22 protein-coding genes and 1 rRNA gene are annotated in these 19,938 nt (G+C 70.6%); 6 read left to right on the forward strand and 17 right to left on the reverse strand.

Going from position 1 to position 19,938, the window contains the following annotated elements:
• Positions 1-9: 9 nt before the first annotated feature.
• Genes HNQ09_RS15895 through HNQ09_RS15905 form a run of 3 tightly spaced genes read right to left on the reverse strand, consistent with a single transcriptional unit; the run spans position 10 to position 2,247 of the window.
• Positions 10-792, reverse strand: coding sequence for an alpha/beta fold hydrolase (locus HNQ09_RS15895; RefSeq protein ID WP_184031313.1), 783 nt, complete (start codon positions 790-792; stop codon positions 10-12).
• A gap of 19 nt (positions 793-811) precedes the next feature.
• Positions 812-1,738, reverse strand: coding sequence for an L-lactate dehydrogenase (locus HNQ09_RS15900; protein WP_184031314.1), 927 nt, complete (start codon positions 1,736-1,738; stop codon positions 812-814).
• Complete coding sequence (locus HNQ09_RS15905; RefSeq protein WP_184031315.1) at positions 1,735-2,247, reverse strand: universal stress protein; 513 nt, start codon at positions 2,245-2,247, stop codon at positions 1,735-1,737. Before HNQ09_RS15905 ends, HNQ09_RS15900 begins: the two co-directional genes overlap by 4 nt.
• An 89-nt stretch (positions 2,248-2,336) precedes the next feature.
• Between HNQ09_RS15905 and HNQ09_RS15910 the strand changes: the two genes are divergently transcribed.
• A complete protein-coding gene (locus HNQ09_RS15910; RefSeq protein WP_184031316.1) occupies positions 2,337-3,800 on the forward strand; it encodes an MBL fold metallo-hydrolase RNA specificity domain-containing protein in 1,464 nt (487 codons plus the stop codon).
• 63 nt (positions 3,801-3,863) lie between these two features.
• Here the strand turns inward: HNQ09_RS15910 and HNQ09_RS15915 are convergent, their stop codons facing one another.
• Positions 3,864-4,352: a hypothetical protein gene (locus tag HNQ09_RS15915; protein WP_184031317.1), complete on the reverse strand. Its 489-nt coding sequence runs from the start codon at positions 4,350-4,352 to the stop codon at positions 3,864-3,866.
• 68 nt (positions 4,353-4,420) lie between these two features.
• The gene (locus HNQ09_RS15920; RefSeq protein ID WP_184031318.1) at positions 4,421-5,011 is read right to left on the reverse strand and encodes a 3'-5' exonuclease; all 591 of its coding nucleotides are present in this window, start codon (positions 5,009-5,011) and stop codon (positions 4,421-4,423) included.
• A gap of 71 nt (positions 5,012-5,082) precedes the next feature.
• On the opposite strand from HNQ09_RS15920, the gene HNQ09_RS15925 reads away from it, so the two are divergent.
• Complete coding sequence (locus HNQ09_RS15925) at positions 5,083-5,580, forward strand: thioredoxin-like domain-containing protein (RefSeq protein WP_184031319.1); 498 nt, start codon at positions 5,083-5,085, stop codon at positions 5,578-5,580.
• Positions 5,581-5,583: 3 nt separating this feature from the next.
• Here the strand turns inward: HNQ09_RS15925 and HNQ09_RS15930 are convergent, their stop codons facing one another.
• The 3 genes from HNQ09_RS15930 to HNQ09_RS15940 form a co-directional block, all read right to left on the reverse strand.
• Complete coding sequence (locus HNQ09_RS15930; protein WP_184031321.1) at positions 5,584-6,450, reverse strand: sulfurtransferase; 867 nt, start codon at positions 6,448-6,450, stop codon at positions 5,584-5,586.
• A gap of 279 nt (positions 6,451-6,729) precedes the next feature.
• Complete coding sequence (gene rny, locus HNQ09_RS15935) at positions 6,730-8,409, reverse strand: ribonuclease Y (protein ID WP_221269911.1); 1,680 nt, start codon at positions 8,407-8,409, stop codon at positions 6,730-6,732.
• Between the two features lie 128 nt (positions 8,410-8,537).
• Positions 8,538-9,290 (reverse strand): helix-turn-helix transcriptional regulator, encoded by a 753-nt coding sequence (locus HNQ09_RS15940; RefSeq protein ID WP_184031325.1) that lies wholly within the window; start codon positions 9,288-9,290, stop codon positions 8,538-8,540.
• A 44-nt stretch (positions 9,291-9,334) separates the two neighbouring features.
• Between HNQ09_RS15940 and HNQ09_RS15945 the strand changes: the two genes are divergently transcribed.
• On the forward strand, positions 9,335-10,150 hold the full coding sequence (locus HNQ09_RS15945) for a DUF2268 domain-containing putative Zn-dependent protease (protein WP_184031327.1): 816 nt from the start codon (positions 9,335-9,337) through the stop codon (positions 10,148-10,150).
• Between the two features lie 30 nt (positions 10,151-10,180).
• Here the strand turns inward: HNQ09_RS15945 and HNQ09_RS15950 are convergent, their stop codons facing one another.
• The 7 genes from HNQ09_RS15950 to rpsF all read right to left on the reverse strand — a co-directional run bounded on the left by HNQ09_RS15950 (position 10,181) and on the right by rpsF (position 15,470).
• A complete protein-coding gene (locus tag HNQ09_RS15950; protein ID WP_184031329.1) occupies positions 10,181-11,737 on the reverse strand; it encodes an AMP-binding protein in 1,557 nt (518 codons plus the stop codon).
• 115 nt (positions 11,738-11,852) lie between these two features.
• Positions 11,853-12,587 carry a dienelactone hydrolase family protein gene (locus HNQ09_RS15955; RefSeq protein ID WP_184031331.1) on the reverse strand — a complete coding sequence of 245 codons (735 nt, stop codon included), beginning with the start codon at positions 12,585-12,587 and terminating at the stop codon, positions 11,853-11,855.
• Positions 12,588-12,656: 69 nt separating this feature from the next.
• The gene (locus HNQ09_RS15960) at positions 12,657-13,181 is read right to left on the reverse strand and encodes a histidine phosphatase family protein (protein ID WP_184031333.1); all 525 of its coding nucleotides are present in this window, start codon (positions 13,179-13,181) and stop codon (positions 12,657-12,659) included.
• A gap of 187 nt (positions 13,182-13,368) precedes the next feature.
• Positions 13,369-13,809 carry a 50S ribosomal protein L9 gene (gene rplI / locus HNQ09_RS15965; RefSeq protein WP_184031334.1) on the reverse strand — a complete coding sequence of 147 codons (441 nt, stop codon included), beginning with the start codon at positions 13,807-13,809 and terminating at the stop codon, positions 13,369-13,371.
• Between the two features lie 13 nt (positions 13,810-13,822).
• Positions 13,823-14,098 carry a 30S ribosomal protein S18 gene (rpsR, locus tag HNQ09_RS15970; RefSeq protein ID WP_104989623.1) on the reverse strand — a complete coding sequence of 92 codons (276 nt, stop codon included), beginning with the start codon at positions 14,096-14,098 and terminating at the stop codon, positions 13,823-13,825.
• Positions 14,099-14,122: 24 nt separating this feature from the next.
• Positions 14,123-15,028 (reverse strand): single-stranded DNA-binding protein, encoded by a 906-nt coding sequence (gene ssb, locus HNQ09_RS15975; RefSeq protein WP_184031336.1) that lies wholly within the window; start codon positions 15,026-15,028, stop codon positions 14,123-14,125.
• Between the two features lie 133 nt (positions 15,029-15,161).
• Positions 15,162-15,470: a 30S ribosomal protein S6 gene (gene rpsF / locus HNQ09_RS15980; RefSeq protein ID WP_184031338.1), complete on the reverse strand. Its 309-nt coding sequence runs from the start codon at positions 15,468-15,470 to the stop codon at positions 15,162-15,164.
• Between the two features lie 154 nt (positions 15,471-15,624).
• Here rpsF and HNQ09_RS19015 point away from each other — a divergent pair, with 154 nt between their 5' ends.
• Both HNQ09_RS19015 and HNQ09_RS19020 read left to right on the forward strand, forming a co-directional pair.
• Positions 15,625-16,143, forward strand: a complete 519-nt coding sequence (locus tag HNQ09_RS19015) for a DinB family protein (protein WP_246363421.1) — start codon at positions 15,625-15,627, stop codon at positions 16,141-16,143.
• Positions 16,140-17,081, forward strand: a complete 942-nt coding sequence (locus HNQ09_RS19020) for a GNAT family N-acetyltransferase (RefSeq protein ID WP_343057870.1) — start codon at positions 16,140-16,142, stop codon at positions 17,079-17,081. Before HNQ09_RS19015 ends, HNQ09_RS19020 begins: the two co-directional genes overlap by 4 nt.
• Here HNQ09_RS19020 and HNQ09_RS15990 read toward each other — a convergent pair.
• Both HNQ09_RS15990 and prfB read right to left on the reverse strand, forming a co-directional pair.
• The gene (locus tag HNQ09_RS15990; protein ID WP_184031340.1) at positions 17,065-18,021 is read right to left on the reverse strand and encodes a serine/threonine-protein kinase; all 957 of its coding nucleotides are present in this window, start codon (positions 18,019-18,021) and stop codon (positions 17,065-17,067) included. The two genes, HNQ09_RS19020 and HNQ09_RS15990, sit on opposite strands and share 17 nt — an antisense overlap.
• 249 nt (positions 18,022-18,270) lie before the next feature.
• Positions 18,271-19,366, reverse strand: a protein-coding gene (prfB, locus tag HNQ09_RS15995) for a peptide chain release factor 2 (RefSeq protein ID WP_221269900.1) whose coding sequence is annotated in 2 segments (ribosomal slippage) — positions 18,271-19,320 and positions 19,322-19,366 — 1,095 coding nt in all. Because the reading frame shifts where the segments join, the coding sequence is not laid out codon by codon here.
• A gap of 499 nt (positions 19,367-19,865) precedes the next feature.
• On the opposite strand from prfB, the gene HNQ09_RS16000 reads away from it, so the two are divergent.
• Positions 19,866-19,938, forward strand: a 16S ribosomal RNA gene (locus tag HNQ09_RS16000); the annotation flags it as partial.

Genomic DNA, 19,938 nt, shown 5'->3' on the forward strand with positions numbered 1-19,938 from the left:
GCAGCGGGGTTATCGCTGCCGCCCGGCGACCTCCTGCCACAGCTGCCGCACCGCGTCCACGACGGCTCCCGGCTCCTCCAGATGGACATAATGGTCCGGGTGCTCCACCCAGACGGCGCGGCTGCGGGTGGACGCGGCGAGCCATTCGAGATGCCGGGCGCGCCGGGCACGAAAGCGGGCGCTGAGCTGCTCCTGGGTCCGGCCCGGGGCCTCGGCGGGGGTGGGCGGCCGTGCAGGCGCAAGCAGCACCAGCGGCAGGCTCCCGAAGCTGCCCGGCGCCAGCTCGTCCGGTCCAAAAGGCGTCAGCGCCAGGGGTTCCAGCAGGGGTACGGGGGGCGGCGCGGAAAGGGGCGGCGGGGTCGGGTCCAGCAGCGCCAGACCGCCCACCCGCCCCGGACGGCGCCGCGCGTAGGTTGAGGCGAGCATGCCCCCCAGCGAGTGGCCGACCAGGACCGGTGGAAGGGGGCTGCGGAGCGCCTGAATCACGGCGTCCAGTTCCCCGTACAGGTCCGCCCAGGTCCGGTCATGGGCGGGCGCGGGGCTGGCGGCCACCCCAGCGCGGTCATAGCTCACCACCCGCGTCCAGGCCGAGAGGTCGGGGGCGATTCCCGGCTGCGGACTGCCAGGCACACCTCGCCAGTGGGGCAACGCCTCCTCCGGCAGGGGGAACGTCCACCACCAAGAGGCCGGGTCGCCCAGACCGGACAGCAGGACCAGGGCGGGGTCTCCCTGGCCCGCCCCGGTGACGGACACGGGCAGCCCGCCGTGGAGAACGCTGAAAGAACGGCTCAAGGGGAGACGGCCGCCTTGCTCAGCCCTGGCCCGATTCCGCCAGCCGCTGCCCTGTCTCGCGCAGCACGTCAGCGCTGGCCTCCAGGGCCGCCTGTTCCTCGGCGGTCAGGCTAGGCGCCAGGGTGGCCTCCACGCCCCGCCCGCCCACGATGCGCGGCAGGCTGAGGCAGACGCCGTAGTCGGCAGTGGGCGCGCTGATGGTGAGAACGGCGCGGCGGTCACCCAGAATCGCTTCGGTGATGCGGGCCAGCGCCGCGCCGATGCCGTAGTAGGTCGCGCGCTTGCCCTGGATGATCTCGGCGGCGGCGTCGCGGGTGCCGGCGTCGATCTCGCCGCGTACCGCGTCCGACCACTCCAGGCCGCGCGCCGCCATGAACTCGGCCACCGGCAGGCCCGCCACGCTGGCGGTGCTCCAGGCCAGGACCTCGCTGTCGCCGTGCTCGCCCAGCACGTAGCCGTGGACATGGGTGGCGTCCACACCCGCGCGCTCCGCGATCAGGTGCCGGAAGCGCGCCGAGTCCAGCACCGTGCCCGACCCCAGCACCGGCTGCCCCGGCGCGAGCTGGCCCGCCAGTTCGGTCAGGATGTCCACCGGGTTGGTGGCGATCAGCAGCACGGCGTCCGGCGCGTGCCGGGCCACCTGCGGAATCACCTCGCGGAAGATCGCAGCATTCTTGTCCAGCAGGTCCAACCGGCTCTCGCCGGGCTGCTGGTTGGCCCCGGCGGCGACGATGACCACCCGGCACTCCGCCAGGGCCGCGTACCCGCCGCTGCCCACCCGGGTACCGTGGCTGACTGGCGCGGCGTGCGCGATGTCCTGGGCTTCCGCGCGGGCGCGGGCCTCGTCCTTGTCCACCAGCACCAGGTCGCTGCACGAGCCGCGCAGCGTCAAGGCGTAGGCGGCGGTCGCCCCGACCAGCCCGGCCCCGAGAACCCCGACCTTCACCGCGTGGCCTCGCCGGGCAGGCGCACGGTCAGCACCGGCAGCGGGCTGCGCGCGACCAGTTTCTCGGCGCTGCTGCCCACGAAGAAGTGCTCGATGGCCCCGCGCGAGTGGGTGCCCACCACGATCAGGTCGGCCTCCCAGCGCGCGGCGGCGTCCAGCAGACCCGTCACCGGGTCGCCCACCAGCAGCTCGCTTTCCTCGCCCTCCTGCACCAGCCGCGCCAGGCGGCTCGCGTCGGCGTCCTCCAGGGTGTGCAGCAGCGAGGGGTCCAGGCTGGCCGGGGTCAGGCCGCCCATCAGGTCGGGCGTGGCGGTCACCCGCGCGTCGGTCACGTGGACCAGCCGCCGCCGCGCGCCGGGAAAGCGGGTGCGGGCCAGCTCCAGGGCGTGGTCGGCGGTGGCGGAAAAGTCGGTGCCGATCAGGATCCGCTGAAAGGAAGAACCCTCTGGGGCCGCGTCTGTCCCGGAAGCCTCGCCTCTGGCCGCCGTAAAAATCAGGGGGTCGGTCATGCGCCGAACGTACACCCGCCCCCTCCGCCGCGCCTGATTTGTGAAGGGCAGATGAAGACCGCAGGCGCCCGGCTGGCGCAGACTGCCCCATGCGACTGCGGAGTCTGGGGGCGGCGCTGACGGTGACGGGCAGCGCCCACCTGCTGAGCGTGGACGGCGGCGTGGCGGGCGCGCAGGTGCTGTTCGACTGCGGCCTCTTTCAGGGCGAGGCCGAGCTGGAGGCGCGCAACCGCGAGGCCTTTCCCTTCGACCCCGCCGAGCTGGCGGCGGTGGTCCTGACCCACGCGCATCTCGACCACGTCGGGCGGCTGCCGCTGCTGGTGCGCCGGGGTTACCGGGGGCCGGTGTACTGCACCGCGCCGACGGCGGCGCTGGCCGAGACGGTGTTGCTCGACTCGGCCCGCTTGCAGGTGGAGGGCTACCGCCACGCCCTGCGCCGCGCCCGCCGCGAGGGCCGCGAAGGCGAGGTGCCTGAGCCGCTCTACGACGAGGCGGACGTTCACCGCACCCTCGACCTGCTGCGGCCCACCCTGCGCTTCGGGGACACGGCGCGGGTGGGGCCGCTGCGGGTCACGCCGGGGCGGGCCGGGCACATCCTGGGCAGCGCCTCCCTGCTGGTCGAGCACGCGGGGGAGCGGCTGCTCCTCTCGGGCGACCTGGGCAACCGAGGGAGCGGCCTGCAACTCGATTTCGAGCCGCCGCCCCCCGCCGACGCGGTGGTGCTGGAAGCCACCTACGCGGGCCGCACCCACCGCGCCTGGCCCGGCACCCGCGCCGAGTTCGCGGACGTGCTGCGGGACAGCGTCCGGGCAGGCGGCAAGATCCTGATTCCGACCTTCGCGCTGGAGCGCGCCCAGCTCATCCTCGCGACCCTGCGCGACCTGATGGAGTCCGGCGAGGTCCCGCGCATCCCGGTCTTTCTGGATTCTCCGATGGCGGCCCGCGCCACCCGCGCCTATTTCGAGTACGGCGCGGAACTCGTGCCGCCCGTCCGCGAGGCGCTGGCGCGCGGTGAGGACCCCTTCCGGCCCTCCACGCTGCACGTCGTGCCCACCGGCGCCGAGTCGCGGCGGCTGCACCGCTACGACGGCCCCGCGATCATCCTGGCCGGCAACGGCATGATGACCGGCGGTCGCATTGGGCACCACCTGCGCTGCCACCTCGGAAAGTCCAGCACCCGCCTGGTGATCGTGAGTTACCAGTCGCCCGGCAGCCTGGGGGGCCGCATCCTCGCGGGCGCGCCGCGGGTGCAGATCATGGGCGAGGAGGTCGAGGTCCGCGCCCGGGTCCACACCATCGGTGGCTTTTCAGCCCACGCCGACCAGGACGACCTGCTGGCCTTTCTCGCCTCCACCGGCACCCCGCGCGTGTGGCTGGTCCACGGCGAGGTGGAGGTGATGGAGGGCTTTTTGCCGGTGCTCGCGGCGCGCGGCCTGACCGCCAACCTGATGCCCGACCACCACCCGGTCGATCCCCTCACGACGACTTTTCCGGGGGGCCGTCCGCCGGGGCTGCGGGATGGGGACAGGCCAGTGCGTGTACGGGACGAATAATTGAAACAGCGGCGATGGCCCCGAAAGTAGATCTACAAGTTGCCTCGACCGATGCCGACGGGCCTAAAGAAGGACATCGAGCCGCTCCACGACTGACCGCACATCCCCATTTCCACGCCAGCTAAAGTGGAAACGGACCTCTGAAAGCGGAAGGCTTTCTACTTCGCCTTGAGGCACGCCATCTTGATCCACCCGCCAGATATCCACATGATCAAAGGGCCTGGAGTGGGTGGAGAAACCGACAAAAATCAATGTGGTATCGCCGGACGAGCTACCGGGGACCACTTCTATCCAGTCGAGGTTCGCGTATGAGCTTTTCAGGCGGGAGAGAGGTGGTAAGTCAATGGCCTGCGGTGGATCAGGTAGGCCCCAGCGAATCGTGTTCTCGACAATATTGCGGTAGAGGGCTTCCTGAATCGAACCCCAGTCGTCGTAGCTGTCGGGTTCACGCCAGGGGATGTGGCTGCGCTCCATGACAGGAATCAACGCTATCAGGCTCTCACGAAAGAGATTCATCAATTCTGTGACTGTCGTGTGCCAGCGTTCCTTCACAAGTCTCCTAACTGATTTTTCGCGATCTACTCGGCCTTGGCCTTCAGGTTGGGCTCGAGGGTTCCCGTTTATTCTCTGTTGCTGGTGGACTGCGCTGTCAGCCGCAGCAGCTCGGCATACACCCGGGCCGTAACTGCCGCGTCTTCCAGCGCGTCGTGCGCCCGGTACGCGAATCCGAAGTGCCCGGCAAGCCGGTCGAGGCCGGTGCCCACCTTGCGCGGCAGCAGCCCCGCGTGAATCAGGAACTGGGCGCTGAGCTTGGTGTCCACCCGCCCGCGGCGAAAGAGGGTGGACAGGTCGGGCAGCAGCGGGCGCAGAAAACCGGTGTCGAAACTCAGGTTGTGCCCGCCCAGCATCACCCGGCCCGCCTCCCGGGCGTAGGCGCGGATCGCGTCAGCCACCTCCTCCGGGGGCTGGGCGGCGGCGTCGTGCGCGGCGAGGTCGATGCCGTTGACCGCCATCGCGTCGGGTTCCACGTCGTACTGCGCGTGGCGCAGCCGCAGGTGCAGCGGCCGGGTGACCTCGCCCGCCGGGGTCAGGGTGACCAGGCCGACGGTGAGCAGCGGGTGGTGGGCCGGGTCGCGCCCACCCGTCTCGGTGTCCACGAACACGACCGGCTGGTGCAGCGCGGGCAGGGAAGAGGTGGAGGGGTCGGGCATGCTCTAGCCTGGCACGCCCACCTGCCGGGGGCGGGCGCACTTTTCACGTTCTGCCTTTACCCTGGGGACCGATGAAACGCCTCCTGTGCCTGGCCCTGCTGCCCCTTTCCCTCGCCGCCTGCGGACAGAGCGGCATCGAGGGCCTGAAGACCTTCGAGTACCAGGGGGGCGACCACCGCACCGGCTCGCTGGTCTACGCCGAGACCCCCCCGGCGGGCGGCGCCCACAACGCGAGCTGGCAAAACTGCGGCGTGTACGACCAGCCGCTTTACAACGAGTACGCCGTCCACAGCCTGGAACACGGCGCCGTGTGGGTCACCTACCGTCCCGACCTGCCGCAACAGGAGGTGGCGGCCTTGAAAACCCTGGTCGATGGCCGCCCCTACACCCTGCTCAGCCCCTACGAGGGCCTGCCCAGCCCGGTCATGATCAGCGCCTGGAACGCCCAGCTGCCGGTCGAGAGCGCCTCCGACGAGCGCCTGGGGGTCTTTCTCGACAGGTACGAGCAGGGGCCGACCGCCCCCGAGCGCGGCGCGGCCTGCTCCGGCGGATACGGGGGCACGCGCTGAGGCTCAGGCGGGTTCTTCCCCCGTCGCCACTGGCCGCGCCTCGTCGCTGACCCAGTCGCTCCACGACCCGGCGTACAGGCGGTTGTCCGGCCCCAGCGGCACCCCCGCCAGCTCGCGCGCCAGCAGGTTCGGGGTGGCCGAGATGCCGCTGCCGCAGTAGGTGATCGTCGGGGCGTCTCCGGCGCGGAGCCGCGCGGCCTGCGCCTCGGCGCCGCGCCAGTGGCCGCGTTCGTCGAGCGCCCCGGCCCACTCACGGTTCACGGCGCCGGGAATATGCCCGGCCTTGCGGTCGAGCGGCTCCACGTCGCCCCGGTAGCGGGCCGGGGCGCGGGCGTCGATCAGGAGGGTGCCTGCCGCCCGGCGCTGCACGTCCTCGGCAGTGGCGACCATGTCAGGCTGCACATCGGGCGTGAAGGTCGTGGGCGCGTGGTCGGGTTCCTGGGTGCTGGGCCGCCCGCCCGCTGCCAGGAAGGCGGGCCAGCCGCCGTCAAGCACGTAGACCTCACGGTGCCCCAGCCAGCGCAGCAGCCACCACGCCCGCGCGGCGTAAAAGCCCTGCCCCGTGCTGGGATCGTCGTAGGCGACGACCACATGGGCATTGCCGATGCCCACGCCCCCCAGCCACCTTGCCAGCGCCGCCGGGTCGGGCAGCGGGTGGCGCCCGCCCGCCCCGCCCGGGCGCACCGGGCCGCTCAGATCGGTTTCCAGGTCGGCGTAGACCGCGCCGGGCACGTGGCCTGCCAGGTAGGCCAGACGGCCCACCAGCGGGTCGGTCAGGGCGTAGCGGCAGTCCAGCACCCGGACCCGGGGGTCCGTCAGGTGCTCGGCCAGCCAGGCGGCAGATTTGAGCGGAGCGCCGGGGGAGGTCATGCCCTCAGGCTACCGCCTTGGGAAGGGCGACAAAAAAGCCGCCTCCTCGGGCGGTGGTCCGGAGAAGGAGAGGCGTCCCCATGGTGTTCAGCGCGGCCTTCAGCCCTGCCCGGAGGTCAGCCCATAGCCGCTCGGGTGGCGGGACAGGACGTTCCGCGTGACCCTTGCGGCCGCCCGGGCGAACGGGCCACCCGCCGAGGCCGGTGGGGCGACCAGGGAAGGGGCGGCCACGCATCCGGCGGGCCGCCCCCTTCCCTGGTGCCGTCACCCGGTCGGCCGCTAGCGGGCCACCTCCACCGCGCGGCTCTCGCGCACCACCGTGACCTGCACCTGACCGGGGTATTCCATGTCCTGCTCGACGCGCCCGGCGATCTCGCGGGCCAGCAGGGTGGCCTGGGCGTCGGTGATCTTGTCCGGCTGCACGATCACGCGCACCTCGCGCCCCGCCTGGATCGCGTAGGCCTGCTGCACGCCGGGAAAGGCGACGGCGATCTGTTCGAGCTGCTCGAGCCGCCGCACGTAGGCTTCCAGCTCCTCGCGCCGCGCGCCGGGCCGGGCCGCGCTGATCGCGTCGGCGGCGGCGACCAGGACCGAGTAGAGCGTCTCGCCGTTTTCCGGGTCGTGGTGGTGGGCGATGGCGTCGATCACCTCCTGGGGTTCCCCGAATCTCTTGGCGAGGTTGATCCCGATCTCCACGTGGGTGCCCTCGATCTCGCGGTCGATGCTCTTGCCCACGTCGTGCATCAGCCCGGCGCGGCGGGCCAGGGCCGCGTCCAGGCCCAGTTCGTCGGCCATGATGCCGGTCAGGTGCGCGACCTGCACCGAGTGCTTGAGGACGTTCTGGCCGTAGCTGGAGCGGAAGTACATCCGGCCCAGCAGCTGCACCAGCCCCGGCTTGATGCCCACCACGCCCGCCTCGATGGCCGCCTCCTCGCCCTGGGTGTGCATGAAGGTCTTCATCTCGTCCTGCGCCCGGTGGACCATCTCCTCGATGCGGGTGGGATGGATGCGCCCGTCGGCCACCAGCGCGTCCAGCACGTGCCGGGCGACCTCGCGCCGCACCGGGTTGAAAGAGCTGAGAATCACGGCCTCGGGGGTGTCGTCGATAATCAGGTCCACCCCCGTCAGCGCCTCGAAGGCGCGGATGTTGCGCCCCTCGCGCCCGATCAATCGGCCCTTCATCGCGTCGTTGGGAATCGGCACGACCGACACGCTGAGCTGCGCGCTCGTCTCGGAGGCGCTGCGCTGAATCGCCTGGGCGATCACCTGCCGGGCGGTGCGCTTGGCCTCGGCGGTGGCCCGCTCGGTCATCGCCTTGATCCGGATGGCTTTTTCTTCCTCCAGCTCGGCGTCGAGCTGGGTGAGAATCTGCTCGCGGGCCGCTTCCGGCGAGAGGTTCGCGACCTCGTAGAGCCGCAGGTCGGCCTGCCGGGCGCGTTCGGCCAGCTCGGCTTCCTGGGTGGAAAGCGCCCGCAGGGCCTCTTCCAGCCGCTCTTCCAGGGCGTCGAGCTTGTCGCCCCGGGCGTCGAGCTGTTCGGCGCGGCGGTTGAGGCGCTCGATCTCGCGCTTGAGTTCGTCGCGCTCGCGGCGGGTCTCCTGGCGGTCGGCGCTGAGGGTCTCGCGCTCGCGGGCGGCGTCCTGAAGGGCGCGGGTGCGCTCGGCCTCGGCCTGGGCGCGCAGGCTCTGGGCCTGTTCGCGCTGGGCCTCGAGCGCCTGGGCGCTCTGGCGCTCACGGTCCTCGGCGTCCTGAAGGCGGCGGGCGGCGTCTTGCCGGGCCTGTTCGGCCTGATGACGCAGCTGCCGGGCCTCGGCTTCCGCTTGAGCGCGGATGCGTTCGGCCTCGGCGCGGGCCTCGCGTTCCAGCCGGTCGTCCTGGGCGGTCCGTTCCCGCTGGCCGCGCGACTGCCCGCTGAAAAACCCGCCTGCCAACCCTCCCAGGAGCGCCAGAATGACGTACATGATGGTCACGGTGGCTCCTTTCCTTGCGTTGGTGTCAGAGGAGCGCGCCGCCTGCTGTGGGCCGGGGCGCGCCCGGTGAGAGAAATAAGGTGATGCGGCGGGTGTGGGAGAAGACCCGCACCGGCAGTCTAACTCCCGGCGTCTGGAGCGCGCGGTGCCGGGCCGGGCGAGCGGCCCCCGGCGCCGCTCAGGGCCGCCCGTTCCTGCGGCGTGACGGGGGCCAGCCCCAGCCGCAGCAGGTAGGGCCGCCCGCTGCCCTGGGCCTCGTGGGTCAGCGTCAGGGGGCGCAGGCGCATCAGCAGCCGGATCAGCTCGGCCTGCACCTCCCGCGCCTCGGCCTCGCTGAGGGTCACCGCCGTCTCGGCGTTCAGGAGCAGGCCCTGGGGTCCCTGGTAACGCACGCCCGCGTCGATCAGGGCCGCGTCCTCGTAGCTCTGGTCCACCTGCACCTGCCCCTCGGGAGCCAGGTACAGCCGCACGCCCCACTGCCGTCCGCCGCCCTGCTCGCGGTGCAGCCGCTCGAACTCGCGGGCGAAAGCCTCCAGGAAAAGCCGCTCGTGGCGCCGGGCGTGATCGGCGCCCAGCTCCCCCAGGGCCGCCGCCCCCGTCACCGAGAACGGCACGAAGAAAGCCGGGGCGACAGCGGCGTACACCTTCACCGCCCGGCCCGCCCGCTTTTGCTCGCGCACGAGCCGCAGCAGGCCCGCCGCGCACAGCGCCCGCACGTCGCGGTGGACGGTCCGCAGGTCCAGCTCCAGACGGCGCGCGGCGCCCGCCACCGTCTGCTCCCCGGCCAGAAAGGCCCCCAGAACCTGCCGCACCCGCCGGTGGGTCAGCAGGCGGACGGCGGCGGGGTCGGTCACCGGCAGGGCGCTACTCACACCCCGAGCTTACCGTGCGAGTAGGTCGTGGAGGAGGCTGGGGCATGACCGAGCTGCTGGACCTGACCCCCCGTTTCCGCACCTTCCACGCCGCCGCGCAGGGGGCCGAGCCGGAGCGGCGCTGGGCGCTGTGGCAGGACCTCTACGGGGTCGCCGCCGTGCCCCCGACCCCGCAGGGCCAGCGGCTGGCCCGCGAACTGCTGGACGCCGCCTGGGACCGCTACGGGAAGCTGCCGGACGACCTGAGCGCGCAAGCGCGGCGGCTACACAGTCAGGACGCCGGGGCAGCCGCGAGGCCTTCGGCCCTGTTGGGGGCGCCGGTGCCCTCCCACCGTCTGGTCGCCTATGTCGGCGGCTTCGAGGACAACGCCTTTGCCTTCAGTGACCCGCTGCCCACCGTGTGCCTCCCGGTCGAGACGGCACCCGAGAAGGCAGAGGTTTTTCTCACGCACGAGCTGGCGCATCTCGTCCACCACGCCCTGAGTGGCGGCGCCGGGGGGTGGACCCGCACTCTGGGCGCCACCATCGTGCAGGAGGGCCTGGCGACCCGGGTGACGGACGCGCTGCATCCCGGGGCACCCCTGGCCTGGCGGATCGGGGAAGCCGGGTGGCTGGCCGCCTGGGAGGTGCAGCGCGTCCATCTGCTGGCCGACGCCCTCCCGCGCCTGTCCGCCTGCGACGACGCGACCACCCTGCGCTTCATCCTGCCGCACCCTGAGCTGACGCTGGAACGCGGTGCCTACGCCCTGGGCTGGTGGCTGGCGGGCGAGTGGCTCGCGGCGGGCCGGACCCTCGCGGCGCTCGCGCGGGTGCCCGAGCGGGAGCTGCCTGCCCTGGTCCAGACCTGGCTGGCTCGGTGAAGCCCAGCCCCTGAGACGGGGGGGGCCTGCTCAGTTCACCCCGCGCCCCCGGCCTGCCCACAGCTCGCCGCGCAGCAGGAACTTCTGGAACTTGCCGCTGGCCGTCTTGGGCAGCTCGTCGCGGAAGACGTAGTGCTTGGGCGCCTTGTACCCCGCCAGATGCTCGCGCACATGCGCGGTAAGTTCCTCGGACGTGGCGGCCTGCCCGGCGTGCAGGGCGACAAAGGCGCAGGGCACCTCGCCCCACTTCTCGTCGGGCTGGGCGACCACCACCGCCTCGCGGACGGCCGGGTGCGCGTACAGCACGCCCTCGATCTCGACCGAGCTGATGTTCTCGCCGCCCGAGATGATTACGTCCTTGTTGCGGTCGCGAATCTCGATGCGCCCGTCGGGGTGACGCACCGCCACGTCCCCGGTGCGAAACCACCCACCCTCGAAGGCCCTGGCGGTCGCTTCCGGGTTGTCGAGGTACCCGTGCATCACCAGGTTGCCGCGCACCAGGATCTCGCCCAGCGTCTGGCCGTCGGCGGGCACGGGGGCCAGCTCGGGGGTCATCACCTCGACCTCCCCGGCCAGCAGCATCTCGAAGCCCTGGCGGGCGATCAACGCGGCGCGCTCGGGAGTGGGCAGCGCCTTTTCAGCGTCCGAGAGTTCCGCCACCGTGATCAGCGGACTCGTCTCGGTCAGGCCGTAGACCTGAATCACCTCGAAGCCCAGGGCGCTCATGTCCGCAATGGTGCGCGCGTGGGGCGGGCTGCCCGCCGTCGCCACCCGCACGTGCCGGGGCGCGGGCCGGGCGGTGAGGGGATCGGTGATCATGCTCAGCACCGTGGGCGCGGCGGCGAGGTGGGTCACCCCGTAGGTGTGGACCGCCTCGTGTATCGCGTCGCCGCGCACCTGCGGCAGCGTCACGTGGGTCGCCCCCACCCCGAAAGGACTCCACACCCCGCCCCAGCCGTTCGCGTGAAAGTCGGGCAGGGTGTGCAGGTAGACGCTGTCCCCGCCGAAGTGCAGGTAGTACAGCGTCTCCACCGCGTTGAGCATGGAGTTGCGGTGCGTCAGCATCACGCCCTTGGGGCTGGAGGTGGTCCCCGAGGTGTAGTTGATCGTGAGGATGCTGTCCTCGTCGGTCACCGCGTAGGGCAGCGGCGAGGGGTCGTGGGCACCCAGCCGCGCCTCGAAGTCGGTGCCCTCGCCCATCACCCACAGCGGGAGACCGAGGTCGCGGCAGGTCTGCTCCACCTTCGGCGCGAGGCTGCTGTCGGCCAGGACCAGGCTCACCCGCGCGTGCCGCAGCTGAAAGGCGTATTCCTCGGGCACCAGCCGGGTATTCAGCGGCACCAGTACGCGCCCGGACCACGGCACGCCCGCATAGGCCAGCAGGCCCTCGTGGGTGTTGGGCGAGAGGACGGCCACCCGCGCCTCCGCCGGAACTGCCGCCGCCACCGCGCGGGCGAGGCGGTAGATACGCTCGCCCCACTCGCGGTAGGTAAAACTCGGACCGCCGGGTTGCCGCACCGCCGTGCGCTGCGGGTAAGTCTTGAGGCCGCGCCGAACGAGGTCCAGCGGCGTCAGGGGCGTCTTCATGGGGCACCTCCGGAAAAGAGTGGGAAGGGGTGTGGCCCCACTTTAAGCCGGAGAAAGGCGCCCGGGGCGTTACGTCTCCGGGGACGGCCCGACGGCCCGCAGCGGTCCGCCGCCCTCAGCGCAGGTACTCGCCGAAGTAGCCCAGCATCTCGCGCCGGGCGTCGCGGCTGGCGAAGGTGTCCGCGATCCGGCCCTCCCGTAGCAGGAAGCTGTGCGGCTCTCCCTGGTACACGCTGAGCTTGAAAGGCTTGTTCGCGGCGTCGAGCTTCCCCGCGTAGCTGTAGATGGAGGCGATGGGGCTGGGCTGGTCGCGGGTGCCGTGGAGGATCAGCATGGGTGCTGTGAGCTGACCGATCAAGGCGGTGGGCGCCTGCGGTTTGGCCGCCGTGCCCCCCTGATCGGGGAAGCCGTACCACGCCACGCCCGCCTTGAACGCCTTGATCTGCGGCAGCAGGAGCATGGTGTAGCGCCCGCCCGCGCAAAAACCGGTCAGGCCCACCGCGTTGATGTTCACGTCGCGCCGGGTGCCCAGGTATTTCAGGCCGTCTTCCACCAGCGTCTTCACGGTCGCGTCGCTGGGTTCCTGCTCGAAGGTCTGCCAGCCCAGCGCCAGCGTCACGTAGCCTGCGGCGGCCATCTGGTCCACCAGGTCGCGGTAGCCCTGCTCCAGCCCCCGGAAGGAATGCAGCAGGATCACGGCGGGCTTGGGGGTGGCGGACGCAGGCGCGGCGAGGTAGCTCTTGTACGCCCGGCCTCCGCTCGTGACATTCACGTCTGTTCCCCGTACTGCCTGTCCCAGCGCGGCGGTCGAGAGGGCGAGGGCGGCCAGCGTCAGCGTGTGCTTGAGCATGGTGGAGACCTCCGCCTTTCAGCGTACCCGGCGCGGCGGGCGCAAGTTGTCAGGGGAGGCGCAAAAGCGTCAGGGCCGGGAAAGTCTCAGCGCCGCTTGCCAACCCTCCCGCGTCACCCGCGCCAGCACCGTGAAGGTGCCGTCCGCTCGGGGCCGCAGCACCGCCGCTTCGCCCTCGGCCAGCATCCAGCCTGTGCTCAGACGCAGGTTCTGCTCGTGGGTCACGATCACCGTGTTCGTGCCTGTACGGGGTGGCACCCGGAGCAGTGTGCGCAGGTTGGCTGTCACCCGCTGGCGGTCGGCTTCGGTGCCGGTGCGGAAATAAGGATTGTTCAGCGCGGGCGTGGGCGTCACCCGCCCGGCGAGCAGCGCGGCGCTGTCGCTGTTCCGGCAATACTCGCCGCTCAGGACGGTGCCGAGGGGGATACGGAGTTCCCGCAGCAGTCGCCCCACCTCACGGGCATTCGCGCGGCCCTGGTCGCTGAGGTTCCGCTGGGTGGCGCAGTCGCGGGGCGTGACGTTCGGCGCGTCGGCCCCCTCGGTGTCAAAGTGCCGGAAGTACAACACCAGTCCCCCGGAACGGAGTTGGGTCACCAGCGCGGGGTCAGCTCCTCCGGCACCGCAGGCGGCTGGGCAAGGGCGGAGGCGGCCACCAGCAGTGCCGGGAAGAGGCAGAGGGCACGCATGACCCACCTTAGACTCCCGCCGGGGCCGTAGACCGTGTCGGGCCATGCAACAAAAAAAGCCCCAGCTTTCGCCAGGGCCTTTCTTGCACAGCGGGTTACTTCTGCGCGTGCACTACGAGCTTCATCGGAATGGTGACTTCCGGGTGCGCGCGGTAGGCGATGTCGTACTCGCCGATGTCCTTGACGGTCTTGGGCATCTCGATCTTGCGGCGGTCCACGTCGAAGCCGAGGCGGTCGAGCGCGTCGGCCACGTTGGCGTGGGTCACGGCGCCGTAGATCTTGCCTTCGCCCGCACGGACGCTGAGTTCCACGGCCACCCCGTTGAGGCGGCTGGCGAGGTCCTCGGCCTTGGCCTTCTCCTGCGCCTGGGTCTTCTGGCGCGAGCGGATCTGGGCTTCCAGGGTCTTCATGTTGGCGGCGTTGGCGGGAGCCGCCACGCCCTGCGGAATCAGCCAGTTGCGGGCGTAGCCGGGCTTGACGTTGACCACGTCGCCGGTCTTGCCCAGGCGGCCGGGTTCAAGAAGGATCACTTGCATTTCAGGGTCCTCCTTACTTGCGGACCAGCTTCTCGGTGTAGGGCAGCAGCGCGAGCTGGCGGGCGATCTTGATCGTCTGCGAGATGCGGCGCTGGTGCTTGGCCGAGAGGCCGGTGCGGCGGCGGGGGAGGATCTTGCCGGTATCACTGACGAACCGGCGAAGCATCTTCACGTCTTTGTAGTCGGTGATCTCCAGCTCTCCGATGGAGAAGGGATCAACCTTGGGCTTGCGGGGCCGCTTGGGTCCCTTGCCGCGCGGCTTGCGCTCGGCGTTGTTTCCTTGGGTCATGGGTGTTCCTCAGACCCTGCCCGCTTAAAAGGGCAGGTCTTCTTCTTCCGGCGGGAAATCGTCGAGACCTTGATCAATATCCAAGCCCCCCGAACGGGTCCCCGTGGTCGCCGCCCGGCTTCCCTGCGCGCGGCTGGCGCCGGCAGCAGTGGGCTGGGGACGCGCCGAACTGCTCGCGGTCTGCGTGCGAGGTCCGGCGGGGGTGGCTGCGGCACTGCCGGTGGCCGCGCCTCGGGAAAGGGCTTCGACTCGCGTCGCCTCTACTTTGGTGGAGTTGCGCTTCTGTCCCTCGCGGTCGGTCCACGCCTCGTTCACAAGTCGGCCCTGCACCAGGACGGGATCGCCCTTCTTCAGGTCCTTCATGGACTCGGCGAGGTCACGCCACAGCGTCACGTCGATCCAGTGGGTCTTTTCCTGCTTCTGCCCTTGCCGGTCGTTCCAGGTCTCGTTCACGGCCAGGCCGATGCCGAGCACCGCGTCCCCGGCGGGGGTGTAGCGCAGTTCGGGGTCGCGGGTCACGTTCCCGATCACCACCACTTCGTTCATGCCGCTGCCCATACGGACGCCGCCTCCGGCATCCTGCACGAGTTCGGGCGCGTAGCCGAGCTGCTCGATGCGCCCTGCCTTCACGCGCACCATGCTGCGTTTGCCACCTTCAGGCGCTTCCCACTGGCTGTACTCCAGGCCGCCTTCGACCATCACGGCGTCGCCGCCCTTGAGGCCCTTTTCGGCCTGCCACTCGGCGGGTTTGCCGAGAATGGAGACGCGGTGATACCAGGGGAGTTTGCGCTCGCGTCCGTCGTTGCCGATCACGTGGTCTTCCCCGGCGACAGTCGCTTCAAAGACGGCGACGCCGCTGGGCGTGTAGCGGAGTTCGGGATCGCGGGCGAGTGCGCCGATCAGGTAAACGTGGTTCATGCCTCGGGCCATGACTGGGTCTCCTTTGTTCTAGCTGGCGAGATAACTGGGGCGAGTACGTTGCTGGCTTTTGCGGCCCTTGCGGGATAGTCCCACGATAACAAACCGGCCGCGTTACGTCAATGGCGTAACGGATGAAGGCGGCTCAGGCCTTCTTGGTCTTCCATTCCGGGCGGTCCTTGACCACCAGAATGCGGCGCACGTTGTCGCGCAGGCGCAGGCTGGCGGCGATGTCCTTTTCAGGGTTGCCCCCGGCGCGGATGGTGTACATCAGGTAGTAGCCCTCGCGGTCCTTGCCCACCGCGTAGGCGAGGCGGCGGTTGCCGACGTCGTCGAGGTTGGCGATCTCCGCTCCCGCGTTCTTCAGCGTCGTCTCGATGTAGTCGCGCTCGATTTGCACCTGCTCGGCGCTGAGGTTGGGGTTCAGGATCAGGTTCAGGTCGTACTGGTTCATGGTTCACCTCGCTCTACGCCCCCGCAGGCCGAGTGCCCCTCCACATGGGGAAGCCTCGCCGGGCGGCGCAACTGGCAACTGTAGCAGAGTGGACGCGCCCTTGCCAGAGCGTCCTGGCCCATGCCTGGAGCAGGCCGGCCGGGTACGCTGGGGCATGAGCGACAGCGCCGGGGCAGAGCAGCCGCAGAACTGGGCCGAGGGCATCCTCGACATCCTGAGAGAAGCGGTGGAGGGCGGCGTGCCGGGACAGGGCACAGCTTTTCTGGACGGCACGGCGGCGGACGGCAGCGGCAACCACGGCCTCCTCGCCACCCTGGCAAGCCTCAGCGCCGAGCAGGCCAGCCGCGAGGTGAACGGCGCGACGGTGGCCGGGCACGCGCGGCATACCGCCTTTCACATGGAAGTCGTCGTGCGCTGGGAGCGGGACGGCGACCGGGGACCTTTCGACTGGAAGGGGAGCTTCCACCCCGCGCAGGTGGGCGAGGAGGAGTGGGAGGAGGTCCAGCAGCGGGTGCGCCGCGCCTACGACGGGCTGACGGCCTTTGCTCGGACCCAGGCGAGTCGGGAGGCCAGTGGGGACGCGACCGGGGGGCTGGCCGGGGCCGTCGCGCACGTCGCCTATCACCTGGGGGCCATCCGGCAACTCGTGAAGGCGGTGGGGGCCGGGGCGTGATCCGGCCTTTCGTCCCGGCAGACGCGCCCGCCTGGGTGGCGCTGTCGAATCTCGTGCTGGGCCGCGCGGTTACCCTGGAGTCTTTTCAGGCGGAGGAGGCCCGCCGCGATCCGGCGAAGCCCAGCCGCCGCTGGGTCTGGGAACGCGGGGAAGAGCTGCGGGGAGGCGCGCACCTGTACGCCTTTCCCTTCGATCCGCCGGGCTCCTTGCACGTCAGCCTGTTCGTTCACCCGGACGCGCGGGGCTGGGGCGGAGGAAGTGCGCTGTGGCAGGCCGTGGAGCAGGCCGCCGCAGAAACAGGAGCGGCCGGACTCGCCGCCGACGTGCTCGATACCGACCCGGGCAGCCTGGGCTGGGCCGAGCGCCGCGGCTTTCGGCAGCACGCCCACCGTTTCGCCTCCGAACTCGACCTGACGGCCTTCGACGAGAGACCACACCTCGCGGCGCTGGCCCGGGTGCAGGCGCAAGGGGTGACCTTCACCGATCTGGTGGGGGCCGACGCGGCGACCCTGGACCGCTACCTGCATTTCGTGGCGGACCGCCTGACCGAGACGCCCGATCTCGCCGGGCATCCGCGTTGGCCCCTGGAGCAGGTGCGCGGGATCCTGCACCTGGACCACGACCCACGCCCCGACTGGCTGGTGCTGGCGGTGGGGCCGGACGGGCGGTGGCTGGGCACGACCGCGATGGTCCGCTACCGCGCCCTGGCCTACAACGAACTCACGGCGGTCCATCCGGCGGCGCGGGGACGGGGGCTGGCGCTGCCGCTCAAGCTGCACGTGGTCCGGCGGGCGCGGGAGGCGGCGCTGGCCGTGATGCGCACCAACAACCACGCCGCCAACGCGCCCATGCTGGCCGTCAACCGCCGCCTGGGATTCGTGGCCCAGCCGGGACGGTACGAGCTGCACCGGACCCCGGAGGCTACCTCCGGCGTTTGAAGGGGTTCCAGCGCCCGCCCGCACCCTCCGGCTCCGGTTCAAGGGCCGCCGCCAGCCGGGCGCAGGGGGCAGAGGGGCCGTGGCGCCCGATCTGCCGGGGCGTGGGGGCCTCGTCCGGCAGGCTCTCGTGCGCCGACGGGTCCTCGCCCAGGCTGTCCAGCAGAGCGCCGCGCAGCGCGTCGGCACTCGGGCGGTCGGGGGGCCGCTTGGCGAGGGCAAGTTCGGCCAGGCGCGCCACGGGCCGGGGCACCTCGGGGTTCAGAAAGGACAGCGGCGGCGCAAAGCGGGTCAGGTGCGCGCCCATCAGGTCCTGGTAGCTCTCGCCCTGGTGGGGCCGCTCGCCGCCCAGCAGCTCGTAGGCCAGGATGCCCAGGCTGTATACGTCGCTGGCGGGGCTGCTGCTCCCCCCCCGGTAGATCTCGGGCGCCATGTAAAAGGGACTGCCGCTCGCCTCGCCCCCCTGCGCGCTGAAGTAGGCGCTGCCCAGGTCGCCCAGCGCCGCGCGCCCGCCTTCCAGATACACGTTCTGGGTCTTCACGTCCTGGTGAACGGCGCCCAGGCGGTGCAGGTGCGCCAGACCGGACGCCACGTCGGCCAGCACCCGCAGGGCGTTCTCCAGCGGCAGCCGCGTGCCGGGCTGACGCTCCAGCACGTCGCTGAGGGCGCCTCCCGGGTAGTAGTGCAGCGCCACGAAGGCCCGGGGACCAAAGGCCGTCCCCGCATACCCGCGCACCAGCCGGGGATGACGGAACTGAAGGGTCAGCCGGACCTCGTTGCCGAAGCGGGCGGCGGCTTCCGGCGTCCCCAGCGTCTCTTCCAGCGGAATCTTGAGCGCCACCTGCCGCCCCTCGGGGTCCCGCGCCAGATGCACCAGAGACGTGTGGCCGCGCCCCAGCAGATGCAGGAGCTTGTAACCGGGAATGGAGCGGGCAGGGGTCATAGGAAGAAATCCGGGGCGTGGAGAGAAGGGCGCAAGCCTTCCGGGTCAGGCCCGAGTCTGCCCAGCCTAGCGGGGTCGCTGTCACGCAACTCTGTCCGGCGGGTGAAACCAGGCTTCCATTAAGCTGGCTTAAAGAAAGGGGCGAGCGCCACCTCGCCAGACCAAACTGAAGGGAGGAAAGCGGCCGAGCTGGCCCCTGCTGTTCCTCCCTCCAGTCCGGTTCATCCGGAGTGTCGCTGGTTGCGCCTGCTACTCGTCGTCTCCGGCGTCCTCGGCGGCGCGTTTGCCCGCCATCCACTCCAGACCCGCCCACATCAGGTCGTCGAGGTCGCCGTCGAGCACCTCGTCGGGGTTGTGCTTCATCAGGCCGGTGCGGTGGTCCTTGACGTACTGCTTATCCAGAACGTACGAGCGAATCTGCGACCCCCACTCGATGCGCTTTTGCTCGCCGCGCGCCTTGGCTTCCTCCTCCTCGCGCTTGCGCATCTCGATGTCGTAGAGGCGCTGCTTGAGAATCTGGAGGGCGATCTCGTGGTTCTTGATCTGCGAGCGCGTGACCTGCGAGGCCACCGCGATTCCGGTCGGGATGTGCGTCAGGCGCACCGCCGAGTCGGTGGTGTTCACACCCTGGCCGCCTGCGCCCTGCGAGCGGAACACGTCCCGGCGCAGGTCGGAGTCGGGAATATGGATGTTGATCTCCTCCTCGGGCACCTCCGGCACCACGTCCACCGAGGCGAAGGAGGTGTGGCGGCGGTTGTTGGAGTCAAAGGGTGACACGCGCACCAGCCGGTGAACCCCGTGCTCGGGCGCGAGCATCCCGAAGGCCTTCTCGCCCCGGATGATGAACTCGGCGCTGACCACGCCCGCCTGTTCGCCGTCCTGCTGGTCGAGCAGCTCGACCTTGTAGCCACGACGCTCGGCCCAGCGCATGAACATCCGCGTGAGCATCCCGGCCCAGTCCTGCGACTCGGTGCCGCCCGCGCCGCTCTTGACCCGCACGATGGCCGGAGCGTCGGCGTGCTTCATGGTAAAGAGCGTCTCGCGGTACAGGTCGTCCACCCGCGTCTGGATGGCGGCCTGCTCCTCGGCCAGCAGCCCGCGTTCCTCGTCGCTGGCGATCTCCAGCATTTCTTCCAGCCCGCTCGCGTCCCCCTGCAAGGCCTGGTAGTCCTCCACGATGCGGCGCAGGCTTCCGGCCTCCTGCGTGACCTGCCGGGCGCGGCCCGCGTTGTTCCACAGGTCGGGGTCGCTGAGTTCGCGGTCGAGTTCGTTCAGCCTGCGCGTTTTGCCGGGAATGTCAAAGGTACTCCCGGAGCGACGCCAGCTTTTCAAGAAGTTCCTGCATGAAGCGTGCCTCCCTTCCGCGTTCTCCCGTTGAGCGGGGCGCGGGCATCTGCCGCTCCGGAGTATAGGTGAAGCCCCCTCAGGCCCGGACGGAGCACGCCCCGCCCCCACCCCCAGCCCCCCTGCGGGCGGCTTGGGCGTGCGCGGCGCCAGACGCCCACGCCGCGAAGGCAAGACGGTTCTGAAAACCCCCGCTGGGGGCGCCTTGTAGCCCTTTCCCCAGAGACGGGCTTGAGCCAGCGGCAGGGGGAGTTGACATCCTGGCGGGGGGCCTGTATCTTTTCTGAGCCTCAAGCGAGGCGGGCAGCATGACAGGCGAAGAAGTGCGAGAGCAGGCCCTCCTGACAGGGAGGGGTACGCGGACTTCCCCCCGGAGGTCTCCAGACGTACGAAGGTCGCAAGACCACAGAAGGTCTTCTGCGGAAGACCAGCCATGCACTTGATGCATGGATCAAGACTTATCCACTCGCAGTCCGCGTGCGGCCTGCTGTTGGAACCATTTTATGGAGAGTTTGATCCTGGCTCAGGGTGAACGCTGGCGGCGTGCTTAAGACATGCAAGTCGAACGGACTC

The sequence above is a fragment of the Deinococcus budaensis genome (assembly GCF_014201885.1).
In the GTDB taxonomy this organism is placed as follows: Bacteria; Deinococcota; Deinococci; order Deinococcales; family Deinococcaceae; genus Deinococcus; species Deinococcus budaensis.